This is a genomic window from Undibacterium pigrum (assembly GCF_003201815.1).
Classification (GTDB): domain Bacteria; phylum Pseudomonadota; class Gammaproteobacteria; order Burkholderiales; family Burkholderiaceae_D; genus Undibacterium; species Undibacterium pigrum.
This window is the reverse complement of the sequence record NZ_QJKB01000019.1, coordinates 19,596-44,463: the sequence shown is the minus strand read 5'-3', so window position 1 is coordinate 44,463 and position 24,868 is coordinate 19,596. Positions and strand designations below refer to the sequence as shown.

25 protein-coding genes are annotated in these 24,868 nt (G+C 51.8%); 16 read left to right on the top strand and 9 right to left on the bottom strand.

From position 1 onward, the window contains the following. Window positions 1-101: 101 nt before the first annotated feature. A complete protein-coding gene (locus tag DFR42_RS26985; RefSeq protein ID WP_110258179.1) occupies window positions 102-665 on the bottom strand; it encodes a DUF3455 domain-containing protein in 564 nt (187 codons plus the stop codon). A 233-nt stretch (window positions 666-898) separates the two neighbouring features. On the opposite strand from DFR42_RS26985, the gene DFR42_RS26980 reads away from it, so the two are divergent. From DFR42_RS26980 to DFR42_RS26970, 3 genes are all read left to right on the top strand, one after another. Then, window positions 899-1,699: a hypothetical protein gene (locus DFR42_RS26980; protein WP_110258178.1), complete on the top strand. Its 801-nt coding sequence runs from the start codon at window positions 899-901 to the stop codon at window positions 1,697-1,699. Between the two features lie 44 nt (window positions 1,700-1,743). Further along, entirely contained in the window at window positions 1,744-2,289 is a 546-nt protein-coding gene (locus DFR42_RS26975; protein ID WP_110258177.1) for a hypothetical protein, read from the top strand. 202 nt (window positions 2,290-2,491) lie between these two features. Further along, entirely contained in the window at window positions 2,492-3,685 is a 1,194-nt protein-coding gene (locus DFR42_RS26970; protein WP_110258176.1) for a glycerophosphodiester phosphodiesterase, read from the top strand. Window positions 3,686-3,746: 61 nt separating this feature from the next. On the opposite strand, the gene DFR42_RS26965 is transcribed toward DFR42_RS26970, so the two are convergent. The 3 genes from DFR42_RS26965 to DFR42_RS26955 all read right to left on the bottom strand — a co-directional run bounded on the left by DFR42_RS26965 (window position 3,747) and on the right by DFR42_RS26955 (window position 5,884). Next, on the bottom strand, window positions 3,747-4,946 hold the full coding sequence (locus DFR42_RS26965) for an alpha/beta hydrolase family protein (RefSeq protein ID WP_146218983.1): 1,200 nt from the start codon (window positions 4,944-4,946) through the stop codon (window positions 3,747-3,749). 135 nt (window positions 4,947-5,081) lie between these two features. After that, window positions 5,082-5,681 carry an ATPase gene (locus DFR42_RS26960; protein WP_110258174.1) on the bottom strand — a complete coding sequence of 200 codons (600 nt, stop codon included), beginning with the start codon at window positions 5,679-5,681 and terminating at the stop codon, window positions 5,082-5,084. Between the two features lie 2 nt (window positions 5,682-5,683). Beyond that, window positions 5,684-5,884 (bottom strand): hypothetical protein, encoded by a 201-nt coding sequence (locus tag DFR42_RS26955; protein ID WP_110258173.1) that lies wholly within the window; start codon window positions 5,882-5,884, stop codon window positions 5,684-5,686. Window positions 5,885-6,343: 459 nt separating this feature from the next. On the opposite strand from DFR42_RS26955, the gene DFR42_RS26950 reads away from it, so the two are divergent. Beyond that, window positions 6,344-7,537 (top strand): RNA ligase RtcB family protein, encoded by a 1,194-nt coding sequence (locus DFR42_RS26950; protein ID WP_110258172.1) that lies wholly within the window; start codon window positions 6,344-6,346, stop codon window positions 7,535-7,537. Beyond that, on the top strand, window positions 7,537-8,169 hold the full coding sequence (gene prfH / locus DFR42_RS26945) for a peptide chain release factor H (protein WP_110258171.1): 633 nt from the start codon (window positions 7,537-7,539) through the stop codon (window positions 8,167-8,169). The genes DFR42_RS26950 and prfH overlap by 1 nt, the downstream gene beginning before the upstream one ends. On the opposite strand, the gene DFR42_RS26940 is transcribed toward prfH, so the two are convergent. Beyond that, entirely contained in the window at window positions 8,166-8,621 is a 456-nt protein-coding gene (locus DFR42_RS26940; RefSeq protein WP_110258170.1) for a MerR family transcriptional regulator, read from the bottom strand. The two genes, prfH and DFR42_RS26940, sit on opposite strands and share 4 nt — an antisense overlap. A 213-nt stretch (window positions 8,622-8,834) precedes the next feature. Here DFR42_RS26940 and DFR42_RS26935 point away from each other — a divergent pair, with 213 nt between their 5' ends. Further along, window positions 8,835-11,246 carry a penicillin acylase family protein gene (locus DFR42_RS26935; RefSeq protein ID WP_170133711.1) on the top strand — a complete coding sequence of 804 codons (2,412 nt, stop codon included), beginning with the start codon at window positions 8,835-8,837 and terminating at the stop codon, window positions 11,244-11,246. A 44-nt stretch (window positions 11,247-11,290) separates the two neighbouring features. Here DFR42_RS26935 and DFR42_RS26930 read toward each other — a convergent pair whose 3' ends face one another. The 4 genes from DFR42_RS26930 to DFR42_RS26915 form a co-directional block, all read right to left on the bottom strand. Next, a complete protein-coding gene (locus DFR42_RS26930; protein WP_110258168.1) occupies window positions 11,291-12,406 on the bottom strand; it encodes an AI-2E family transporter in 1,116 nt (371 codons plus the stop codon). Continuing rightward, window positions 12,403-12,885 carry a cyclic nucleotide-binding domain-containing protein gene (locus DFR42_RS26925; RefSeq protein ID WP_110258167.1) on the bottom strand — a complete coding sequence of 161 codons (483 nt, stop codon included), beginning with the start codon at window positions 12,883-12,885 and terminating at the stop codon, window positions 12,403-12,405. The genes DFR42_RS26930 and DFR42_RS26925 overlap by 4 nt, the downstream gene beginning before the upstream one ends. Before the next feature lie 266 nt (window positions 12,886-13,151). Then, window positions 13,152-14,132: an aldo/keto reductase gene (locus DFR42_RS26920; protein WP_110258166.1), complete on the bottom strand. Its 981-nt coding sequence runs from the start codon at window positions 14,130-14,132 to the stop codon at window positions 13,152-13,154. Further along, window positions 14,129-15,055, bottom strand: a complete 927-nt coding sequence (locus DFR42_RS26915) for a DMT family transporter (RefSeq protein ID WP_245937106.1) — start codon at window positions 15,053-15,055, stop codon at window positions 14,129-14,131. The genes DFR42_RS26920 and DFR42_RS26915 overlap by 4 nt, the downstream gene beginning before the upstream one ends. Before the next feature lie 119 nt (window positions 15,056-15,174). Between DFR42_RS26915 and DFR42_RS26910 the strand changes: the two genes are divergently transcribed. The 10 genes from DFR42_RS26910 to minC all read left to right on the top strand — a co-directional run bounded on the left by DFR42_RS26910 (window position 15,175) and on the right by minC (window position 24,843). Then, a complete protein-coding gene (locus DFR42_RS26910; RefSeq protein ID WP_110258164.1) occupies window positions 15,175-16,077 on the top strand; it encodes a LysR family transcriptional regulator in 903 nt (300 codons plus the stop codon). Between the two features lie 151 nt (window positions 16,078-16,228). Beyond that, on the top strand, window positions 16,229-17,440 hold the full coding sequence (locus DFR42_RS26905; RefSeq protein WP_110258163.1) for an acyl-CoA dehydrogenase family protein: 1,212 nt from the start codon (window positions 16,229-16,231) through the stop codon (window positions 17,438-17,440). A gap of 12 nt (window positions 17,441-17,452) precedes the next feature. Beyond that, complete coding sequence (locus tag DFR42_RS26900; protein ID WP_110258162.1) at window positions 17,453-18,250, top strand: methionine ABC transporter ATP-binding protein; 798 nt, start codon at window positions 17,453-17,455, stop codon at window positions 18,248-18,250. Further along, a complete protein-coding gene (locus tag DFR42_RS26895) occupies window positions 18,243-18,905 on the top strand; it encodes a methionine ABC transporter permease (RefSeq protein WP_110258161.1) in 663 nt (220 codons plus the stop codon). Before DFR42_RS26900 ends, DFR42_RS26895 begins: the two co-directional genes overlap by 8 nt. 27 nt (window positions 18,906-18,932) lie before the next feature. Next, window positions 18,933-19,763 carry a MetQ/NlpA family ABC transporter substrate-binding protein gene (locus DFR42_RS26890; protein WP_110258160.1) on the top strand — a complete coding sequence of 277 codons (831 nt, stop codon included), beginning with the start codon at window positions 18,933-18,935 and terminating at the stop codon, window positions 19,761-19,763. An 8-nt stretch (window positions 19,764-19,771) separates the two neighbouring features. Continuing rightward, on the top strand, window positions 19,772-21,160 hold the full coding sequence (locus DFR42_RS26885; protein ID WP_110258159.1) for an LLM class flavin-dependent oxidoreductase: 1,389 nt from the start codon (window positions 19,772-19,774) through the stop codon (window positions 21,158-21,160). A gap of 11 nt (window positions 21,161-21,171) precedes the next feature. After that, complete coding sequence (locus tag DFR42_RS26880) at window positions 21,172-22,158, top strand: aliphatic sulfonate ABC transporter substrate-binding protein (RefSeq protein WP_110258158.1); 987 nt, start codon at window positions 21,172-21,174, stop codon at window positions 22,156-22,158. A gap of 22 nt (window positions 22,159-22,180) precedes the next feature. Further along, complete coding sequence (locus tag DFR42_RS26875) at window positions 22,181-23,020, top strand: ABC transporter permease (protein WP_110258157.1); 840 nt, start codon at window positions 22,181-22,183, stop codon at window positions 23,018-23,020. 1 nt (window position 23,021) lies between these two features. Continuing rightward, a complete protein-coding gene (locus tag DFR42_RS26870) occupies window positions 23,022-23,768 on the top strand; it encodes an ABC transporter ATP-binding protein (protein ID WP_110258156.1) in 747 nt (248 codons plus the stop codon). Between the two features lie 292 nt (window positions 23,769-24,060). Continuing rightward, window positions 24,061-24,843, top strand: a complete 783-nt coding sequence (gene minC, locus DFR42_RS26865; RefSeq protein ID WP_110258200.1) for a septum site-determining protein MinC — start codon at window positions 24,061-24,063, stop codon at window positions 24,841-24,843. The last annotated feature ends 25 nt before the right edge of the window (window positions 24,844-24,868 follow it).

Sequence of the window (24,868 nt, the reverse complement as noted above, 5' to 3'; positions counted from 1 at the left end):
TGCCTGCAAATTATAGCTCAGTTGAAAATCACCTGCTTCGGCAACATGTAGTACTGCTGGTCTTGCCGGACCGGAGATTACCTGTCCGGCAAGATACTCCCTTACATCATTTTCCAGAAGATATAGTCAGCCTGATAGTTGACAGTTTGTTTGCTGCCAACTGCACCTGCATCACAAACACTTGATGGTGCGACACCGCCCTTGGTGGCAGTGCGCTGGATATAGCTGACGCCTGTCATCGCGCCATTGCCAGTGGCGGGATTGGCTTTGACCAGTTGATGGGGGATATTGCCCGCACCGGCCGGGGCCACTGCGACCTGAGTGGCGGTGACTTTGGAACCGTCCATGCTTTCCCATGTAGCTGGTGGGCCATAGTATTTGCCGACCTTGCTGCCGTTACGCGCATTCAGGCTGGCGTCCGGGCCGACGAAGGCCCATTCAAACTGGCCTGCCATGTCTTTCTTGGCACGGCACTCATAGGTGATCAAGCCAGCGCCTACGGTTTCCATGACAACCTTATGTCCAGCCGGTACCTTGACGGCATCCGGCAGGCTGTCTTGTGAAAAACTAGACGCCTTGGGTGGCATGGAAGAACAACCAGTCAGCAGGACCAGCAGAGTGGAAGCAGCGGCGCAGGATACAGTAGTCAGGGTGAAGGCTTTCATTTACGGCTCCTTTTATAGTGTGGGGTATTAGTCTTTGCGACCAATAAGTGAGATACGCAGCAGATGCCTTGCTGGATTCAAGATCTTTCAAAAAAATGCATGGCGATTGCAAATTACTATTTACTTACCATTAATATTACTTAAAATATAAATATTAAATAGTGCTGTCAGTAGCAGCACCGTGCTTGCCGTCCATCGTCATTAATCTCCAATATCAATCAAAGCTAAACATCATGAATGCGAAAAAATCTCTATTGACTCTGTGCCTGTCCATGGGCGTACTGGCGCTGGCCCAGCCTGGCTATGCGGCGGTATGCCCAGGAGAGCAACAAATTGCTCTCAGCTTTGAAGGCAAACAACTGGATAGCTGGACTGGTACCTCAGCCAGCATGCGCAGCTACACGCTGGCGAATGGCTTTGTGCTGGGCTTGAAAGTGGAACAGGCCCCCAGGGAAATTTATGCGCGTGACTTTGCCCGCAGCCCGGAAGCTCAGCCAGAATGGGTCAAAATCAGTATCTATGATGCCAGCAGCAAACAGCCACGCTACCTGACCTCAACTTATGGCGGCAGCAATTCACAACAGGGTTATAGCGCCAAGGGTGGTGCGGACCGCGTCGATGAACTTGGCAGCAAAGGGATCAAATTATCCCTGAGCAAGCCCGAATGCAAGGTCAACCAGGCAGATCTTGCCGCCATCCCCACAGAAAAAGAACTGGGTCAGGTCAAGGAGCAGCTTGTCGCCACCGCACAGACCTTGCGCTGGACAGCCCAGGCCAGAGAAGATATCAACAAGGGTAAATACGTCATCAGCTACCATCAGGGCAGCTTGCCAGAAAATGTACTGGCACGCCTGACCAGCCTGTTGCAAAAGGATGGTATAGAAATCCAGTTGATCGCTGAGGGGGATGCGCGCAATAGCAAGGATTATTTCATCGGCTATGGCCGCACCATGTTTGATGCGATTCAGGCACGCTTTGGCGCTGAACATCTGAAAAATATTGAGCTGCAGTTGAAACAGGAATACAAGAGCTGAGTCTTGCGTGGCACAATGCGCGCATCTCTTTCTGATTCATCACCATGAACAACAATCCGGCAACATCTGAAAAAGACTTGCGTACCCTGCTGAGGCTGAATAAACAAACACTCAAGGGCATGTTATTGCCGCAAGCCCTGGGCCTGATGGCGGGGTATTACCAGGATACCCATTACGACGTTGCCAGCCCTGGTGATGATGCGCTCATTGTGTACAAGGACATTACCAATCGCGGTCGTGGCACACGTTTTGAAATAGGCATCATACGTCTGTTTTGTATGCCGGATACAGGTGCGGGTGTGGAACCACAAGCCGCCCTGCGCTTGCGGCTACGTCTTTGCTACAGATTTGATATGGAGATCATCACCGAATTGATGTCGGAAGACTTCTGGTCTTATCAATGCTGGTCTGTGCAAGATTTACCAGCTTTGCTGCAAAAAGTACTGGCTACACCAGCCTACCAGCTACTGCAGGGGAATCTACCTGCAGAAGTTAATATCAATCTGGAAGAAACCACTTACCTGCCCGCTGACAAACGTCCTGGCCCAGATCCTGAGGAAAACTGGTGGGGAGTGTGGGACCAGTTTTAAGCCACCGACTGGCTTACCTGAATGTCAGCGATACGCAAGGGCGATACGGACAGTATTAGCCCTCTTCCTGCCATGCAGCCAACTTCATGTCAGGCTTGATTCCTCAAATTTGACAAACTTATCAGTTTGTAAGCATATGTATTTGTCATGACCTCGTCACACACAACTTATATCGTCGCTCTTTTTTCACCGAGAGACGTTCATGTCAGCTACACGCACTCCAGAATATTTGTTGGCCTCATCCCTGTTGATCTTGTTGAGCGCCTGCGGCGGTAATAGCCTGCAAGCCCTGCCCACCCTGAATGGTGAAAAGCCTGTGGTGGTTGCCCACCGCGGTGCTTCCGGTTATTTGCCTGAAGAGACTTATGAAGCCTATGTCAAAGCCATCGATCTCGGTGCTGATGCGATTGAGCCTGACTTGGTTTCCACCAAGGACGGTATCCTGATTGCACGCCATGACCCTAATCTGGCCTATAGCACAGACGTGGACAAGCATCCTGAATTTGCTGCACGCAAGAAAACCATCAGTGTCGATGGTGAAACGCAAACTGGCTGGTTTGCCAGTGATTTTACCTTTGCCGAGATCAAGACCCTGGGCGGTATTTCCACCGATGCAGAGCGCCCGCAACAATACAATGGCTTATACAAAATCGTCAGCTTTCAGGAGATCATCGATCTGGTCAAAGCCAAGTCCAAAGAGACAGGCCGCACGATTGCGGTCTATCCAGAAACCAAGAACCCCAGCTACCATCGCAATCTTGGCTTGCCACTGGAAGACAAGCTCATAGACATCATCAACAAGGCAGGCTGGAATGACAAGAGTGCACCCATCTATGTGCAATCCTTTGAACCTGGCAGCTTGAAAGAAATGCGCAAGAAGGGCTTGAACGTCAAGCTGGTGCAATTGATTGATGCCGATGATGTGGACATGAAAACTGGTGCACTGACATTTGCGGCACCGTATGACAGGCCGTATGACTGGGCGCTGGCAGGTGACAAACGTTTGTTCAGTGACATGGTGACGCCTGCCGGTCTGGCAGAAATCAAGACTTATGCTGATGGCATAGGACCGTGGAAACGCTACATCGTCAGCGTCAAGGGTACAGTGGGTGCTGATGGCAAACTGGTGGACGTGAACAACGACGGCAAGATCAATGAAACCGATGCGACCACGCTGGCACCTACCAGCCTGATCAGTGATGCACACAAGGCTGGTTTGCTGATTCACCCTTACACTTTCCGTAATGAAAAGCGCAGGCTGGCAGCAAACTACAATGGCGACCCAAAAGCAGAATACCTGCAATTCTTCCGCCTGGGTGTGGATGGCATGTTCTCGGACTTTGCCGACACGGCACTGGCTGCCCGTGCAGATTATCTGAAAGAAACTGGTCGCTGATTTTTTATCGTATCTGCATGCTCAGACGTGAAGTAAATGTACTTCACGTCTGATCTCCAGCTTAAAGCCCTTTGGCCAAAGCACCCAGGCGGGTAATATCATTGATCAAAAATGCTGGTACGCAGGGGATGTGCTCTGCCGGTTTTGCCGGACAATCCATACGATCCAGCAATGTTGCAGCACCGCGCTTGCTCATGGACTGGAAGGCTGAATCGGTATTCCCATAAGGCACGGTCGTATCATCACGACCATGGAAGAAGGAGATAGGCGATTGTGGTGTCCAGTCATTGACATTGCTTTGCACGATGATGGCAGCGTCATCATCGTTAAGGAAATTGTCGAGGAAGGTCGGATCAAAACTGATGTCGCTATTATTACCCAGTGCAGAAGACAAAAGCAGATTGCGCACATTGGCCCTGTCGTTCGCACCCAGTTTTTTCAAGAAGCCAGGGCTGATCAAAGCGCCCAGGATCGGATTTTCCTTGCGCACCGCGTCCAGCATGGCATTGAGTGTGAGTACCACATCATAAGGCCCGGCACCGATGAAGGTACTGACTGGCAGTACACCCACTTTATTGAGAGTCAGGTGACGCAAGGTTGCCATAGTGGCATAGGCGCCTTCAGAATAACCCGTCAGGAATAGCTGGCCATTTTCTGCAAACGACTTCATTTGTCGCCAGCGTGTGTTGGCCGTCATGAAATCTGCCACGGAAAGCGCGGTTGGCGCAGCCAGCAAATAGGGGTGCGGCGTACCCCTGGTTGTTCCATAGCCGACATAATCAGCGGCACTGACGAGATAACCCATGGAAGCAAACAATACTGCTGGTTCATCTGCCGTTGCATGATTGCTGGGTGCTTCGGCATTGGTCTTGATGGTGGCATGCTGGTAACTCAGCACGGGGCTGGGCAAAGTGCTGGTCTTGCGCGGGATAGCCGCAAGGCCGGATGCAGTCACACTGCGGCCACTGGCGTCCGTGGTGGTATAGGTGATTTTATAAGTGTCTACCGCGTACAGGGGTTTGACTATGGCTGTCACTTCCTTGGGCAGGGCCGCAGTTACTTCAGCGGCGCTGATGGTCTTGATGAAAGTGGCAGCTTCAAAATGCCCTGGGCCGGGCGGGTTGGCCACTTCCGGCGTGACTATGGGCGTGGTATTGGTATTGGAAGAACTACCTCCGCCGCCACAGGCACTCAGGCCCAGGCATACGGCCAGGCTGGCTACTTTGCCCAGGTTTGTCAGACTCATTAATTCAGGTTTCATATTTACTCCCGTGATGACCAGTAGCTAAATATCGCTGGTAGTCATGTGTAACAGCAAAGGCAAACACACCTACAACTTTGCCTCAATCATCTAATAACGCAGCACGGCGCAAAGGGATGACAAGATCGAGCGTCATCAATTTCGCAAAGACAATATCTGTTGACGTATTTCAGCTATCCATTCTGGCAATGCAGACTGTGTCGAATAACTTATATGCTGGCCTTCGAGTACCAGATGGCAAATTGCCTGCCTGCCAGAATTGTCCCGTATGAAAACCAGGTCACAAATGGGAATGGCTTTCAGTAAATTTTGCAGGCTCTCCTGATAACGCCTGCGGATAACATCTTCATCTATATGATGGCCACCCCTGGCTACGCGGTGGGCGACACGTGCGATATTCAAATCAACACTTTTCAAACCGACATAGCGCAGTTGTACCTGAAAACCTGCCGACCTGGCTTCTGCCATGCGCCTGAGTATGCCACTTCCCGTCAGCGTACTTTCCAGGGTGAATGACGTCTTGCTGGCAATGACTTCTGCAAACTGGCGTATTGCCTCGCGCCCCGCCGCCACATCAACAGCACGCGGATCAAGCGGATTAAGCATGCGGGCGATGGCGTCGGGATCTATATGTCTTGTGATTACACCATTCAAACCATCGGCATCCATTTCCCGCAATGTAGATTTACCGGAACCATTGGTGCCTCCATAGAACAAGGCAATAGGCTGGTGCATGTTCAAGACTGCACGCAGGGTTTATCTTTCAACCTGGTGATGACACCATCGGGTGTACGCGAAACCAGATATCCTTCTTCATCGATATAACTGACGGTCTCGGTTTCGCTGAGTTTTTTAATATGCTCGGCAAACTTTTTATCCAGTTCCAGCTCACGCATGACAGTGTCGCTGAATTGTGGTTTCATCTCAGGCTGGCTCATGTCTTTTCCTCAAATTCCAGGTTCAATCATCTTGCGATAACGGTAACAGATCAATATGCATTGTAGTCAATCACGGCAAAAACCGCAGAGGACTTACATAGTGTTGCAAACAGTGACGAGACTCTGCTTGCGCCAGGCTGCTCTGCCTCGCGTGATTTATTTTTTAAAAATTCTTGCCAAAACCAAAAAGCTTGGGCTAATATCAAGCCCTCACATCAACCAACTTATTTTGAAAGGAGATACAAATGCGACTACTACAAAACCTCTCTCCTTCATTGGGTCTGGTTTTCTGCTGCCTGCATTAATTCGTATTTTGCGCTGCTGAACAATAGTCAGCGCACACATCTGCAAGCATCTCATCCTGATGTTCATCTTGTCGGCAATTGCCGGTGAAGTGACGCGTCTGTATCAGCATACCAGTGCCCAATTCCTTAAAAAAATAATATTTGGAATTCCTTTATGGGCAATTTTATTCAGCAATTGTCTGAGCGCGTATCTGTGATCGCCTCAGACCGCTTGTGGCTTGAAGACAGCGCAATACAGCAACTCAAGACCACAGCACAATTAACACATATGAGCAGCGTAGTCGGCCTGCCTGATTTGCATCCGGGACGTGGCTACCCTGTAGGAGCTGCATTTTTATCGCAAAACCATTTCTACCCTGCCCTGGTTGGCAATGACATAGGCTGCGGCATGAGCCTGTATCAGACCGACCTGGCAATCAACAAAGTCAAACTGGACAAACTCGACAAGCAAATCGGTAATCTTGATGAGCCTGTTGATGAAGATGAATGGCAGCAATTGCTGGACATTTATCCTGATCTGTCCACAAGAAAACAGCTAGTCGCTGAGGGTCTGCTGGCAGCGGGACTGGATTTACTGCAAATGCGCTCACTCGGCACGATAGGTGGTGGCAATCATTTTGCAGAACTGCAAATCACTGACAGAGTCGACGATGCAGGCAGCTATAAAGCAGCGAATTTGCACAACAAACGCGTGCAATTACTGGTGCATAGTGGTTCGCGTGGTCTGGGGCAATTTATCCTTCGCCAGCATGTAGATGCGCATAGCCATGCTGGTCTCGCAAGTGACAGCGAAGCAGCGACAGACTACTTGCGCAAGCATAATGCAGCCCTGGATTACGCTGCACTGAACCGTGCCATGATTGCCGCACGCATCTTGCGCCGCCTGCGTTGCAATGGGGAACTGGTTCTTGATGTACATCACAATCTGGTCACACCTGTGCAGGCAGATGGCAAGAGTTTGTGGCTGCATCGCAAAGGTGCCACACCCAGTGACCAGGGGCTGGTGATGTTGCCGGGTTCACGTGGTGATTACAGTTATCTGTTACAACCAAAAACAGAAAATGGCGCTGTCAGCTTGTATTCGCTGGCGCATGGTGCAGGTCGCAAATGGCAACGCACTGACTGCAAGGACAGGCTGTTCAAACTGGCGACACCGGATCAACTGAGCCGCACAGAATTTGGCAGCCGCGTGATTTGCGCAGACCGCGCCCTGATTTATGAAGAAGCACCACAAGCCTATAAAAACCTCGATAGCGTACTTAATTGCTTGCTGGGTGCGGATCTCGTTACTGTCATTGCCCGCAACAAGCCCTTGCTGACCTACAAAACACGTGGGGAGTGCTGCTGATGTTATATCTGCAAATCACCGCGAATACCGGCCCGGCAGAATGCTGTCTGGCTGTTGCCAAGGCTTTGCAACTCTTCAATAAGGAGGCGACAAAAGCGGGCGTCACTGCGCGCATCATTGAGCAAGTCGATGGCCCGCATGCAGGCAGCTTGCGCTCTGCCTTGCTGGAATTGACGACCGATAAAAATGAAGATGCCGTGCAACATCTGGCGCAGGCGTGGGAAGGCAGCTTGCTATGGATATGCAATAGTCCTTACCGCTTGGGCCATAAACGCAAGAACTGGTTTTTGGGTTGCAAGGTATTTCAGCCTGGTAGCACTATGCCTGAAAGTGAAATACGCTATGAAGCCACCCGCGCATCCGGGCCAGGCGGGCAACATGTCAACAAGACTGACAGTGCCATACGCGCCACCCATATTGCTACCGGCATTTCAGTCAAGGTCCAGACTGAACGCAGCCAGCATGCCAACAAGCGGCTGGCCGCGCAACTGCTGAGTAGCAAACTGGAAGAATTACATGCCGCCAAAGAACGCGACAGCAAGGCTGAAAGACGCATGCAACATCACGATACAGAAAGGGGAAATGCCAGGCGCATCTTTGTGGGCATGGCATTCAAGGAACAGAAAGCTTAAGAAATTTTTGCGGCAGGTTTCTTGAAAGCCTTCTTTGCCATTGCCGCACCAGCACCGCTGCCGCTATCGGTGGCGGTGCTTTGTGGGGTAGTCACTGGCAACTCTGGCTTGCAAGTCAGGGAGGCGAAGGTCGCCTGCAGTTCTTTTTTAAGGGTTTTTAGCTGGCGCATATGTTCATCTATCTGCGCCATTTTTTTTAACAATTGTTGTTCTATATCGGCACGGGCAAACTTGCCCTCTGCCAGTCGCGGCAAGATGTTTTGTATCTCCGCCAGAGAAAAGCCCAGTGCCTGAGCACCACGGACAAAGCGCAGGGTCTGCACATCGGCATCACCATATTTGCGATAGCCATTACCCTGGCGCGGGGCAGGCTTGATGATGCCCTGCTTTTCGTAATAGCGCACGGTATCGGCTGATACTTCACAGACAGCCGCAAACTGGCTGATATTCATGGGCTGCTCCAGATTGAAATCCTTCTTGACTATGGAGTGTAGTCCAGGCTTTAGGCTGTGCACAAGGCTAAATACCCGCTTTGCAGCGAGAAACCTTACTCGGTGATTATTGCTTGACTGCGCTAGCGGCTTACGAAATGATGAGAGCCTTGCTTAAAAAGGCAAGCAAATACAACAATGGGCAGGCCAGACCCTGACCCAGACGGAGACAAGATGAGTAAAATATTGAAACGCACGGCCATAGGCCTGGCGATCGTACTTGCCCTGGGCGCTACTGCCGGGTATATGAAGCTGCGTAGTTCCGGTCATCCACAAATTGATGGTGAGATGCAGTTGGCAGGCTTGTCTGCGCCCGTCAAAGTCTTGCGCGATGAACTGGGCATACCCTATATTTTTGCCAGCAATACACCTGACCTGTTACGTGCGCAAGGCTTTGTGACTGCACAAAACCGGCTGATGCAGATGGAATTATTTCGCGCGACCTGGCGTGGTGAATTATCTGCCAGCCTGGGGGCTGAGACCCTTCCCAGCGACATACGCATGCGCGTGCTGGGCATACACCGCAACGGCATGAAGCATGCAGAAAAGCTCAACCCTGAATCACGGGCCTTCTTTCAGCATTATGTTGATGGCATCAATGCCTATATCAAGACTTATCCTGATGAACACCCTATAGAACTCAAGGCCGTAGGCCTGGTGCCACAGACATGGACGGTGGCTGACCTGGTGGCGCTGGTGCATTACATCCACTATACCCACTCGACCAATTTCAAGGCGGAAGTCATCGCACAAAAACTGATTGATCATCTGGGTATGGAAAAGGCGCGTGAGATTTTCCCGCTGACGATCAATCCTGACTGGAAGAATGCGCCCGTGGCACAGGCCACGCAAAGTCAATCCACACAATTGAATCTGGCATGGAGTGATCTCAATATCGCGCCAGAAACCCTGAATCATCAGGGCCTGGGTTCAAACAACTGGGCCATTGGGCCATCACGCTCGCAATCTGGCAAGGCCATGGTGGCGAATGACCCGCATCTGGATAATCGCATCTTGCCGGGCACCTGGCATCCGATAGGTTTGTTCACACCCGACATTCAGGCGGTAGGTGTGGCCATACCCGGCATGCCTGGCATCATGGTGGGACGTAACAAGCATGTGGCTTTTGGTGTCACCAACGCCTATGGCGATGTGCAGGATTTGTATGTGGAAAGCCTGGACCCGGCCAATAAAGATCATTACATGGATGCCGGTCGCAGCCTGCCGTTTACGGTTATCAATGAAAGCATACGCATCAAAGACAAGAGTGCCGCAAATGGCTACAGAGAACAGCCACTCGTCATACGCTATACCAAGCGCGGGCCAGTGATTACCGATCACCCCGGTCTTGGCCCCAAGGGCGACAAAGTGCTGGTCTTGCGTTCTACCGATGCAGAAGTGCTGACACCACAAATAGGCATAGAAGGCATGCTGACCGCCGCCAATGCCGCAGACTTTGACAAGCAAGTACAAAAGATAGATTTGATGATGTTCAATTTTGTCTTTGGTGATGACCAGGGTGCTATTGCCCACAGGGCCACAGGCGCAGTGCCGATACGCTCCGGCGCTGATGGCGGCTTCCCTCGTCTGCCACCGGCAGATGGCAGTGATGACTGGACAGGCTTTATCCCAAAAGACCGGATGCCCGGCATGCTTAACCCTGCTCGCGCCTGGGTGGGTACGGCCAACCATGATACCCGGCCTGAAGGCTTCCCCTGGTATTACACCAATTATGTCTCGCCCAATTACCGCTATACCCGCATAGGACAAGTCCTGGAATCAGCACAAAAGATGACGGTGGAAGATCACTGGAAGCTCATGCATGACAGCCGCAACCTGCAGGCAGATGCCTTGCGCCCTGCCCTCATCGCTGCACTGGAAAATGATACTGCGAACAAAGACCTTGCTGCCATACTCAAAGCCTGGGATGGCAGGGATGATGTGAATCTGGCTGCACCATTGGTATATCAGGCACTGTATCGAGAAGTCGTAACAGGCACATTCAGTGATGAGCTGGGCGAGGATGTTGCCAAGGACATGCTGTCTACCTGGTATTTCTGGCAGCAGCGGTTTGATGCCTTGCTGAGCAAGCCCGATGCTATCTGGTTTGACGATGTGCGTACCAAAGACAAACGTGAAACCCTGGCCGATGTGATACGGGCAGCAGCGCCACGCGCCCGTGCAGAGATCGAGGCCCTGCAAGGCAAGGACACCAGTCAGTGGCGCTGGGGCAAGGCGCATACCGTGCGCTTTGTCAGCCCCTTGCGCCGCAATGGCGCAGGACAGGAATTGCTGGGAGGCTTTACGGTTGAGCGTTCAGGCAGTGGCGAGACTGTCAGCCGCGGTGTCTATGATTTCCAGAAACCGTATGAAACGAATTTTTTCGCATCCATGCAAGTCATCATGGATTTTGGCGACAAGGACAAAATCGAAGCAGCCATGGCTGGCGGTGTCAGTGAAAGACATTTCCAGCCTCATCAGAATGACATGGCCAAACTATGGGCCAAAGATGAGCGCCGCCCCTGGTGGTTTGCACCTGACAAGGTGGAAGCCAATGCCCGACACAGGCAGACTCTGAAACCCTAAGATGTGAAAAAAGGGGCAGCCTGATCGCCGCCCCTTTTCCTTTTCTAACCCTTCAAGTCCACGCTGACCTGTCGCTCGCGCAAGGCTCTGGCATGACGATGCCTCGCCCGCAAACGGGGATTGGTGATCACGCGCCCCAGCGTTTCACCCACTACCATCGCTATGCCCAGTATGGGTAGCACCAGCATCAGGCCCGGCACCCCGGCCAGTTCGCCGCCCACAAAAATCATCAATACAGAAATCAATGGATGCATGTGCAGGCTGCGTCCCAGGGTCATGGGCATGAAGATAAAATCATCCAGCAAGCGCACCGTGACAAACACCATGATGGCACTGTAAGCCAGTAAAGGCGTATCGGGCGTATCAGTGGCTGCAACCAGCACCACCATCATGCACCCCAGCACTGAGCCGACGAAAGGCACCCATGCAAGGATGGCGGATATCAGGGCCAGCGTAAAGGGTGCGGAGATGCCGATAGCCCACAAACCCAGTGCCAGTATGATGGTGTCTATCAGCGTCAACTTTAGCAAACCCTGGAAATAACGACGGGCGGTCTGGTCCACTTCATGCATGAGAAACAGGGTTTCTTCAAAAAAGGCATTCGGCACCGCATTTGCCAGAAATTGCTTGAACTTGCGACCATCGCGTAAGAAAAAGAAAGTCAGGAAAGGTGTTAAAAATACCGCAGGCAATACCGCGGCCATGGAGACCAGGATATTTGCCACATATTGCTGGGCGAAGTTGTCAGTATTACTGGCCATCCAGGCATCCACAGATTCACTGGCATGGGCCTTGTGCAGGATGGGGAAATTTTCTTCCAGAGCTTGCATGCTATTGCGCACAAAGCGTATGCCACCATCGACATAATGTGCCAGCATATCTTGCAGGGAACCCGCGCGCAGGCTGATTTTATTGATGGCGTAAGCCAGCACCAGGGCCAGCAAGATAAAGAAAACACCTCCCACCAGCATCGCCGCCAGATCGCGCGGCAAACCCAGGAGACTCAGGCGCGCCACGGCAGGCACGAGTATGTAATACAGTATCATCGCAAACAGGAAGGGCACCAGCAACCACAAGACCTTGGGCAATAAAAACAGCAGCAGGCAAGTGGAAAACAGTACGCATGCCCAGACTATGGGGCCAGATTGACGCTGGTTCACAAGGCCTCACTACGCGAATTGGCGTCCAGGGAATCGCGCAGGCGACGGCTGTTGAGGCGTGCCAGTTCCAGCGATATCTTATAGCCAATGACGGCATTGGTTTCCAGCAAAGAACTGAAATCTGCACGGAAAAATACGGCGACCTCACAATTTTCTATGGCCTTGACCTGGGCGCTGCGAGGAGAATTATCCAGCAGGGCGACATCACCAAAAAAATTACCCGCTGCCAGCTCGGCAATCATTTCATCACCATGCTCACGCCGGCGATTGATGCTCACCTTCCCGGACAGGATGATATACAGGGCTTGCCCTTCTTCTCCTTCATCAAAGATGATTTCATTGGCAAGGTAATTCCTGTTATGCAGCATGCCGTCGATGATTTTCAATTCACGCGGGCTCAGGGTGGCGAACAGGGACATACCCGACAGGCGCTGCATGCGATAAGAGGTAGGTGGTTGTCTTATCCAGGTGAGTGTCATGTATATCCTTTTTATTATTGATAGCAGAGCAAGCCTGTAATTATGCTTCACCCGGCGACCCTTGCCCATGAAAATCTCATGTATGGCACCCGGGCGTTCTACTAAAAACGTAGATATTAGCACCACAAATACCGCTAAGACACACTCACACTTGTTTTACCTAACCTGTACCAACATTTGCCGCCTGCCTCAAACTGGCAGGACGCAGGCACACATACGTCTTTCGTCTGCAGGTCTGGCGCTTAAATGTCGCGCCCTGGTTCAGATCATCGGTCCACCATGGCCATTCTTTCCTTGCTATAACGCTCTCCTGCCACAGTCTGCATTGCCAGGCCCAAGGCTTGCATGTCCGCATCGTCGAGCACTACTTCGCTGGCATGCAGATTTTCTTCCAGGTACTTCACCCGTTTGGTACCTGGAATGGCCACAATATCCTCTCCCCGATGCATGACCCAGGCCAGCGCCAATTGAGCGGAACTGATATTTTTAGCAATGGCAATCGCCGTGACCTGGTCGGCGGCCTGCATATTGCGATCAAAATTCTCACCCTGCAAGCGCGGATCAAGATGGCGAAAATCGGTCGCAGAATAAGCTTCAGCACGCAGTGCGCTACCGCTGAGAAACCCGCGCCCCAGAGGGCTGAACGGTACCAGGCCTATACCCAGTTCACGCAAAAGTGGCAAAATCTGGTCTTCCAGATTGCGCTCCCATAAAGAATATTCGCTCTGCAAAGCACTGATGGGATGGACCGCATGTGCGCGGCGTATGGTATTGAAACCTGCTTCTGACAAGCCCAGGAAGCGCACTTTGCCTTTTTGCACCAAATCTGCCATACAGCCTATGACTTCTTCGATCGGGATAGCAGGATCTACCCTGTGCTGGTATAGCAAGTCAATATAATCCGTACCCAGTCTTTGCAAAGAGCCTTCTACTGCCTGACGTATATGTCTGGGGTGGCTGTCCAGGCCAGTTATTTGATTATTCTCGATCTTGAAACCAAACTTCGTGGCGAGTACGACCTCACTTCGCCTGCCCCGTAAGGCTTTGCCCAGCAAAGCTTCGTTGGCATAAGGGCCGTATTGTTCTGCCGTATCAAAAAAATTCAAACCCAGTTCCAGCGCCCTGTGGATGGTGGCTATGCTTTCATTTTCATCGGCAGCGCCATAAGCAGTGCTCATGCCCATGCATCCCAGTCCCAGCTCAGAGACGAGCAAACCTTGTTGTCCCAGTTGACGAGTTTTCATCATTTGATTCCATTTTTAAAATTCAAGGTCCGCATCAACGCAGCCAGATTCCAGTCGCGCTGATTTGCCAGAACGGCGATCAATATCATCGCCATGCCCAGCAATTGCACAGTACTCAAGACCGTAGAAAAAAACCACATATCAACCAACAAGGCCACCAGCGGATAAATAAAGGACAAGCTAGCAATACTCGTTGCTGGCAACTTTTGAAAAGCATCGTACATGAGTTTATACATCAGCCCGGTATGGACAAAGCCCAGCAACAATAAACTGCCCCAGCTTTGCCAGTGCCAGTTCCAGCCTGATAAATCTGCCATTGGCGCCAGCACAACGGCACCAAGCAGTAATTGCACACTGGCGATCTGCGCTGGGGCTATACCCTGCAACTTGCGCGTCGCCAGGGTAGCGAAGGCATACAGCAATGCGGCCAGCAAAGCCAACCCGGCACCTGCCAGGGCATGACTGACATGTCCGTCTGCACTGCGCAGGAAATCATGCCGGATATCCAGACCCGAACTCAGCACCACGCCTGCAAACGCAACTAGCAAGAAAGGCAGCTTGCGCCAGAGTTGCCCATCTCTTTGCGTCATGGCCAGCAAGATCAGCAAGAAGAAGGGTTGCACATGGTAGACCACCGTGGCGATTGAAATACTGCTGAGCCTGTAGGCAGAAAACAGGCATAACCAGTTGATGATGAGCGCTGCGGCTCCCAACAATAGCCACTTCACTTGCCTGGCATTCAAGTTTTGCCAACCGCCTTGCCAGTACAGCAAGGCCAGCAGGCTGAGGCCCCCAATCAGACAGCGTAATAAAACCACCGTCATTGCAGGCTGGCCACTTGCCAGCACGAACAGGCCTATGCTGCCGGACAATGTCATTGCCGCTACCATTTGCCATTTTCCTGAACTACCGGAGTTGCTATTCATCGTATCCGCCTGCTTCTGATTTAAGTTGCCTCCATTATCGACAAGCTGACACTCTTCAACAATACGCATAAAATGCAAATTATTATTGCCCTGTAGGCATAAATAAAAGGATATGCATAATGGAAATGCTCAATGAAATGGCGATCTTTGCCCAGGTAGTGGAAAGCGGCAGTTTTTCGGCTGCGGCCCGGCAACTAGGTGTGAATACCTCGGCCATCAGCCGCCATGTCACCAGGCTGGAAGCGCATATGGGCGGCAGGCTGTTGCAAAGAACCACGCGCTCATTTGCCCTGACCGAACTGGGGCAGGAAGTGCTGACAGGCAGCATGCGTATCTTGCAGGCAGCACGTGAAACCCATGCGCTGGCAGGCACTTACAGCCAGCATCCCAGCGGCGTGATACGCGTAACTGCTCCAGTCGCATTTGGTGAAGTCTGGCTGGCCCCCTTGCTACCGGGTTTTCTGGATGCCTATCCCGATGTGTCTGTGCGCCTCACGCTGATAGACCATACCCTGGACCTCATCGATGAAGGCGTGGATCTGGCGATACGCATTTCTCGCGAACTATCACCCGGTCTGGCAGCCCGGCCACTGGGCAAGATGCGCTATGTGCTGGTGGCTACGCCAGATTATCTGCAACAGTATGGCTATCCCACTGAGCCAGATGAGTTAACTGCACATAGCTGTATTTATCTGGGCTATGGCAGCTTTGGTGATCACTGGAACATGCAAAAGGGCAAGCAGCAATGCAATGTGAAAATCCCGGCGCGACTGACCATCAACAATAGTTCAGCCATACTCGCTGCCACCCTGGCGGGTGGTGGCATAGGCCTGGTCCCGGACTTTACTGCGCGAGCTGCCTTCGCAGCGAAGCAGGTGGAAGTTGTTTTACCCGATTGGGAATTTTGCGCACCTTATACGGGCAATATTTATGCTGTTTACACTCCCGGTAAACATCTGGCCTTGAAGATCAGGGTCTTCATCGATTATCTGCTACAGGCACAAAATTCAAAGGCATCATAAGCAAAATCATCATGCACATTTCAACTATCCAATCTTGATTTTCTTCATAGGTCAATAACGCATAAGATAAGCTGGATTTGTTCGTGTACGCGCATAAGGAGCAATGTAATACTGATTTTTCAGATCATTTAGAAATATCAGGTTGAACATCATGCCCTTTGCTCTGCACAGCCGCGCTCTACCTACCGCTACTTCAAATCAGCAAGAAGACGCCCTGGCTATCGCCAGCGCTTTGGCTGGTCAACTGGCCAGCACCGCCGTAGCACGTGATCGTGCAGGCGGGCATGCGCAACAAGAGCGCGAATGGATACGCGCCTCGGGCTTGTTGACACTATCCATCCCGGTAGAATTTGGTGGTCAGGGTGCAGACTGGTCACTGGTGTTTCAGGTGATACGCCTGCTGGCCAAGGCCGACAGTGCGCTGGCGCATGTGTTCGCTTTCCATCATTTGCAACTCGCTGGCATACAGCTGTATGGTAATGCTCAACAACAGCGCCGCTTGCTGGCAGCAACCGTAGAACAAAAATTTTTCTGGGGCAATGCCCTTAACCCTCTGGACAAGCGCACTACAGCGACAAGGACAGATGGTGGCTATATCCTGAATGGCATCAAGAGTTTTTCATCTGGCTCTGTGGGTGCAGAATGGCTGACGATCTCGGCCTGGGATGAACAGACTCAAAGTGCCCTGATCGCCGCAGTACCAACAACGCAAAAAGGTATCTCGGTACAAGCAGACTGGGATGCCTTTGGTCAAAAGCAGACAGATAGTGGCAATGTGCATTTTGAAAATGTCTTCCTGCCTGTTGATCTGGTGTTGCAAGCGCCAGCAACACTGCCCACTGCACAGGCCACTCTGCGCTCGCAAGTTGCCCAGCTCATCATGACGAATCTGTATCTGGGCATAGGCCTGGGTGCCTTTGATGCTGCCCGCCAATACACGCAAGAACAGGCCAGGGCATGGTTTGCAGCGGGCGTGGAGAAAGCTACGGACGACCCTTTCATACAACACCGCTATGGCGAGCTGTGGCTGCTATTGCGCCCTGCAGTTGCACTAGCAGACCAAGCGGCAGCGAGTCTGGAAAAAGCTTTTCGTCAAGGGCCGCTGGTCACGGCAGAAACCCGCGGTGAACTGGCGATTGCAGTAGCAGAAGCAAAATGCCTGGCGCACCGCGCTGGCATAGAAGTCAGCTCGCAAATGTTTGAACTGACTGGTGCGCGTTCCACGTCGGCACGTTATGGCTATGACAGGTTCTGGCGGAATGTCAGGGTACATACCCTCCATGACCCCATCGATTACAAATTGCGCGACCTGGGTCGCTATGTATTGAATGGCAGCCTTCCTGAACCTACAGCATATTCTTGATCGGCAATAAACGTGAGCACACCTCTTATACAAATACAGTCAGTCAGCAAGGCTTTTGCTCTGCCGGATGGCAAGACTTTTCATGCAGTTAAATCTGTCAGTCTCGATATTGAACAAGGCGATATCTTTGGCCTGATAGGCAAGAGTGGCGCGGGTAAATCAACCTTGCTGCGACTGATCAATTTGCTCGAACGTCCGGATAGCGGCACCGTCACCGTCGCCGGTCAGGAACTGACCAGACTCGGTAAAAAAGAACTGCGTGTCGCCAGGCAAAACATAGGCATGATTTTCCAGCAATTTAATCTCTTGCAAAACGCCAGTGTGTTTGAGAACGTGGCCTTTCCATTGAGAATACACACGAAGCAAAGCAGGCATGAAATCGCCGCGCGTGTCGCTGAATGCCTGGACATCGTTGGTCTTTCCAATAAGTCAGACAGTTATCCAGCCCAATTGTCCGGCGGACAAAAACAGCGCGTGGCAATTGCACGAGCACTGGCCAGCAAACCCAATGTGGTTTTGTGCGATGAGCCCACCTCGGCACTGGATGCAGAAACCACACGAGAAGTTTTGGATACCCTGCGTGATATTAATCAGCGTCTGGGTGTCACTATCGTCATCGTCAGCCACGAGTTATCGGTGCTCAGCACCATCTGTAACAAGGTGGCAGTCATAGAAGATGGTGAAATTGCCGAGAGTTTTTCATTGGCAGATACGGGAATACTAAGAAAAACTGCATTGGGCCGTGAGCTGGCTTTTCATGGTCAGGAGAATGGCAGCAATGCACAGTGGAAGGAGTTAAGCCATGTTTGAAAACCTGATTTCATTATTGCCTGAGCTGGGTACAGCAGCGCTACAGACTTTCACCATGCTGGCCATAGGCCTGAGTGCAGCAGTGTTGATAGGCGGCCCTCTGGGTGTCTTGCTTTTCCTCGTCGGTGATGGACAGTCGATGCAAAACCGTCCGCTGGCTGTTTTGCTGGGTTGGCTGGTGAATACCATACGCTCCTTCCCTTTCATTATTTTGCTGGTGGCGCTGGTGCCGTTCACACGTTTCATAGTCGGCACCTCAATAGGCCCGCTGGCGGCAGCCGTGCCTTTGTCGATTGCGGCGATTCCCTATTTCGCACGACTGGTAGAGCAAAGTTTTCGTGAAGTACCACGCGGCGTGATTGAAGCTGCGCACGCCATGGGCGCGTCTGAGTTGCAAATCATTCTCCGCGTCTTGCTGGTAGAAGCGCGCAGTGGCCTGGTGCTGGCACTGACTGTGTTGGCGATCAGTTTCCTGTCTTACTCTGCTGTCGCCGGTGTGGTTGGCGGCGGTGGCATAGGTGATCTGGCGATACGCTATGGTTACTACCGCTTCCAGACAGACGTCATGTTCATCACAGTTGCGCTGCTGATTGCACTGGTGCAGATCATACAGTTCACTGGCAACCGCATTGCCCGTCATATCGATAAACGCTAACTCTTTATTTTTCAAAAGGACACTCTCATGTATCGTCGCCCATTCCTGCTAGCTACGCTCGCTCTTGCCCTCGCCACTACCTTGACTAACTCAGCTTTCGCCAAAGACCCGAAAGAACTGGTGATAGGCACCAGTGCTGGTCCCTACGCTGACCAGGTCAAACTGGGTATCAAACCCATACTGGAAAAACAGGGTTACAAGGTCAAGGTCGTTGAATTCAATGATTACATCCAGCCCAACTTTGCACTGGCAGAAGGCTCACTGGATGCGAATGCCTTCCAGCACATCATCTATCTGAAGAAATTCTCGACCGACAATAAACTCGCCTTGTCAGAATTAATCAAGGTACCAACTGCGCCGATTGCCATCTACAGCAAAAAGCACAAGTCCCTGAGCGAAGTTAAAGAGGGAACGACAGTCGCCTTGCCCAATGACCCGACCAACCAGGCACGGGCGCTGGTCTTGTTGGATCAACTGGGCTGGATCAAGCTGAAGGCAAATATCGATCCTATCCGTGCATCTGAAAAAGATGTCGCGGACAACCTCAAGAAAATCAAACTGATACCGCTGGAAGCAGCACAATTGCCGCGCTCTCTCGAAGATACTGACTTCTCTTTCGTGAACGGCAATTTCGCACTGGCGTCTGGTTTGAAACTCAATGAAGCACTGGCTCGTGAAAAAATCTCGACCAATTATCAAAACCTGGTTGCCATACGCACTGATGACAAGAGCAAGCCCTGGGTAAAAGACCTGGAAGCAGCTTATCGCTCCAAAGAATTTCTGGAAGTGACGAATAAGCATTTCGCCGGTTTCTCCAAGCCTGATTATCAGCAGGCACTTGAAGTCGCAGCCAAATAAATATTTGTATGAGTAAAAAGCTGATCCGCTTCAATGCATTCCAGATGAACACTGTCGGACATCAATCGCCCGGTATGTGGCGTCATCCCAGGGATAATAGTCATCGCTACACCAGCGCAGATCACTGGACAGAGTTGGCGCGCCTGCTGGAAGAAGGCCTGTTTGATGCCATCTTCCTGGCAGATGTACTGGGTGTATATGACGTATATGCCGGGGACACCGATGCAGCATTGCGCCATGCAATTCAGGTGCCGCTGAATGATCCACTGGCGCTGGTGCCGCTGATGGCCAGCGTCACCACACACCTGGGCTTTGGCGTGACTTGCGCACTGACCTATGAACACCCCTATACCTTTGCGCGACGTATCTCTACGCTGGATCATCTGACACAGGGGCGCATAGGCTGGAATATAGTGACCGGCTATCTGGATAGCGCAGCCCGCAACCTGGGCCTGCAAAAGCAACTAAGCCATGATGAACGTTATGACCTGGCGGATGAGTACATGGAAGTGGTTTATAAGTTATGGGAAAAAAGCTGGGATGATCAGGCAGTGGTGCGCGATAAGGAAAGTGGTATTTATACCGACCCGGCGCATGTGCATGCCATAAATCATCATGGCAAATACTATAGCGTGCCTGGCATACATTTGTCCGAGCCTTCACCGCAGAGAACGCCCCTGTTATTCCAGGCGGGTAATTCCGCGCGCGGTACAGCCTTTGCGGCTCAGCATGCAGAATGCACTTTCGTCAGCGGCCCCAGCAAGCAGGTGGTTAAACGTTATGTTGATGACACGCGCGCGGCGTTGAAAACTGCCGGGCGTGAAGCTGGCGATGTGTATATCTACGCACAGGCATTGATCATCTCGGCAGAAAGCAGCGAAGCCGCAAAAGCAAAATATCAGGACTATCGCCAGTACATCGATATTGATGCTTCACTGGCCTTATTGTCTGGCTGGACAGGTGTGGATTTTTCGAAGTTGCCACTGGATGCGACTATCGATTACATAGAATCTGAAGCGGGCCGCTCTGCACTGGCTTCCTTCAGTTCTGCTGACCCTGGCAAGAAATGGACAGTGCGCGAAGCCGCAGAATTTATCGCCCTCGGTGGCCGTGGCCCTGTGCTTGTTGGCGATGCAAGGGAAGTGGCCGATCAACTGGAAGCATGGCTTGATGAAACCGGCATTGATGGCTTCAACCTGACTTTCGCGCTGGCGCATGAAACCATCAGGGACGTGGTGGAATTCATCGTGCCTGAATTGCAGGCACGTGGCCGTTACAAGACCAGTTACAGCGATGGCACTTTGCGCCAGCAACTGTTCCAGCGCGGCTCACGTCTGCCAGAAAACCATATAGGCAGGAATACGCATATTCACAACACACTGGCTGACGCCGCTTAAGAAGGAATGTCATGAAACGCCGCCACTTTCTACAACTATCTACTGTCGCTGCAACTACTGGCATTGCAAGCTTGCCATCGCTCGTCCATGCCGCATCTGCGCTCAAGGAATTGCGTCTCGACTATGCCTATTACTCACCGACCAGCCTGGTGTTGCGCCGTTTTGGCTGGCTGGAAGAAGAGTTCAAGACTGATGGCACGAATATCAAATGGGTGCTCAGTGCAGGCAGTAACCGCGCACTGGAATACCTGAATGCGAATAGCCTGGACATAGGTTCCACCGCTGGCCTGGCAGCCTTGCTGGCCAAGGCCAATGGCAACCCCATCAAGACACCGTATATTTTTTCACGCCCTGAATGGACGGCGCTGGTAGTGCGCAAGGATACTGCTATCCACACTTTGGCCGATCTGAAAGGCAAGAAGGTCGCCGCGACCAAGGGTACTGATCCTTATCTATTTTTGTTGCGTGCCTTGAAAACTGCGGGCCTGAAACGTTCAGATATAGAGCATGTCAGCCTGCAACATGCCGATGGCCGCGCTGCGCTGGAACAAGGCAAGGTAGATGCCTGGGCCGGGCTTGACCCGCATATGGCAGCCAGTGAACTGGAAGCCAATTCGCGCCTGATTTATCGTAACGTCGCTTTCAATACTTATGGCTTTTTGAATGTACGTGAAGAATTTCTGAATAACCATGGCCCGGAAGTGAGTCGCGTATTGCGGGCCTATGAAAAAGCCAGGGCATGGATACGCAGTAACCCGACTGAAGCGGCAAAAATCCTGTCTGAAGAAGCCAAGGTCAGTTTACCTGTGGCTTTGTTGCAAATTAAATTGCGCAGCGACTTTAGCAATGCCCTGCCATCGAATGAGCATATACAGGCCTTGCAGGTCGCCGCACCTATACTGCAGGATGAAGGTCTGGTAAAACCAGGTGTTGACCTGAGCCGTACCATACGCGATCTTGTTGATACCCGCTTTGCCCAAAAGCTGATCACTGTGTAATCCAGACTAGCGAACCAGTATCATGCCATCGACCAGCGCCACCATTATTGCGGATACGCCCGTCAAAGCCACCTCTGCCAGCAGGCAGCGCCCTGCCATGCCGCGTTTCCTGTTGGGCCTGATACTGCCTTTTGCTTTGATCGCACTGGCAGAAATCAGTGTCAGCCGTGGCTGGATCGCGGCCAACCACTTGCCTGCTCCCAGCGAGATTTTCAACACCATTGCTCACCTTGCACAGCAAGGCTTGCTGGCACACATAGGCATCAGTAGCGCCAGGGTGGTCGCTGGTTTTATCGCAGGTGCGGCACTAGCTATCCTGACCGGTTCTGTGGTGGGTCTGAGTACCCGACTGGAGGCGATACTTGACCCCAGCTTTCAGGCTTTGCGTGCGATACCTTCACTGGCCTGGGTGCCTTTGCTCTTGCTATGGCTGGGCATAGATGAAGCGCCCAAACTAGTGCTGATTGCCATTGGTGCTTTCTTCCCGGTGTATATGGGCGTGGTATCTGGCATACGCGGGGTGGACCGGCGACTTATAGAAGTGGGGAAGCTGTATCACTTGTCCACCACCGCCATGATCAGGCGCATACTCTTGCCTGCTGCTTTGCCAGCCATTATCACAGGCTTGCGCAATGGCCTCAGTCTGGCCTGGATGTTCATGGTGGCGGCAGAGCTGATTGCTGCCAGTCAGGGTCTGGGTTATCTGCTGACAGATGGCCGTGAAACCAGCCGTGCCGATATTGTACTGGCGGCGATTGCCATACTCGCGGTACTGGGCAAGAGTAGTGACTGGCTCATGCAAAAGCTGGAAACGCATTTACTGGCCTGGCGGGATACTTACCAGCATGGTAGTGGGGCTTGAGATGAACAGCTTTTCGCCCCCCTTTTTACAAATCGAAGTCGCCAGGAAATCCTACGGCACACGTCAGATACTCAAGAACCTGCAACTGAGCGTGCAACAAGGTGAAATCCTCAGCCTGATCGGTGCGAGTGGCTGTGGCAAGAGTACCCTGCTATCCATCATTGCCGGTCTGGATGGCAATTTTGAAGGGCAAATCAGCCTGGATGGCAGCAAGCTGCAAGGTGTCAGCCGCGACATCGGTTTTATCTTCCAGGAACCACGCTTGTTCCCCTGGCTGACTGTAGCGCAGAATATTGCTTTCGATAGCAATGATATGCATCGTGACAGCGCTAAACTCACCAAACTATTGGCCGAAGTCGGTATGCATGGCTATGAACATGTCCTGCCCAAGCAATTGTCCGGCGGCCAGGCACAGCGCGTAGCGATTGCCCGTGGTTTATTCTCCAGCCCAAAAATCCTGCTGCTGGATGAGCCTTTTTCTGCAGTAGATGCCTTCACCCGCATGAAATTGCAGGATTTACTGCTCAATATCGCCAGTGAATATGGCCTGACCATCATCCTGGTCACCCACGATATCGACGAGGCCCTGTATCTGAGCGACCGTGTCGTACTCATGGATCAGCACGCGGCAACAAGCCGGCAGGAATTCGCGGTATTACAGGAAAGACCACGTAACCGGGCCAAGGCGAGCTTGTCGCATTTGAAAGCTGATATATTGGAAAGCTTGCATGCAGCACATGCTTTTTGAGTAAGCAAATCGAGAATCAAGACCTGCTTAAGTGTTTTGAATAGCAAGTTGGCATATCAAGTCGACACTGGTTTTTGTAGCTTTACAAAGAAAAAGTGCATAATTTTGCAATCCTGCCCGCCTATTGGTAGGATTAGTCCTTTTCAAGCCTGCCATTAATTGTGCGTATGGGTTGCATACGGGTATATATGGCAGGTGAATACAATTCTGACACGATGAGAGACTGGAAATATTTCTCATGTGAAAGTATTTGGGCAATAAGCAGATTTATCACTATTTTCCACCGGATGCCATGCAAAACAGCCTGACGCGTAAGCCTATCGAAATCAAGATTTCTACTGTTGTTGCTGTTGCAATTTTGCTACATGACTCTTCTTTTCCAGTGCTGGAAGCTGCACTAAAAGAAATGACCGCAGGGTCTCCTGATTTTTTTGATGATGAGTTTGCCGTCATTGATGTGGAAGCCATTACTGAGCAGGCACTGGACTGGAACGCGCTTATCCCCTTGTTCAAGTCACATGGCCTGAACCCGGTTGCCGTGCGCCATGCGCGCGAAGAAGATCATGGCACCATACGTGGGCATGGTTTGAGCATAGACGTGGTTAGCAAACCCCGGGCTGAGCCAGAACTGAAAGTTGAAGCTCAGTCTGCACCTGCGCCGCTTGAAGTAGTGGCTGAAATAGCTGCGGCTCCTGCACCCGTTGCAGTTGAGCCACAGGTCATCATTCGCAATATGCCTGCCATGGTGATAGACACGCCAGTGCGCGCTGGCCAGCGCATTTATGCCCGCGGGGCTGACCTGATCATTACTGCCTCAGTCAATAACGGGGCTGAAGTGATTGCCGATGGCAGCATCCATATTTATGCACCTTTGCGCGGCCGCGCCCTGGCTGGCGCAACGGGAAATACCGAAGCCAGAATTTTTGCCCTGACCATGGAGCCTGAACTGGTTTCCATTGCCGGGATATATCGTACGTTTGAAAATGGCTTCCCGGCCTTACTACCCCATCATCCGGTTCAAGTTAAACTGCTTGGTGACAGTATTGAAGTATCATCAGTGAAATCAGCAGGCTAATTTGCAAGAAAACGCCCTCAATTTT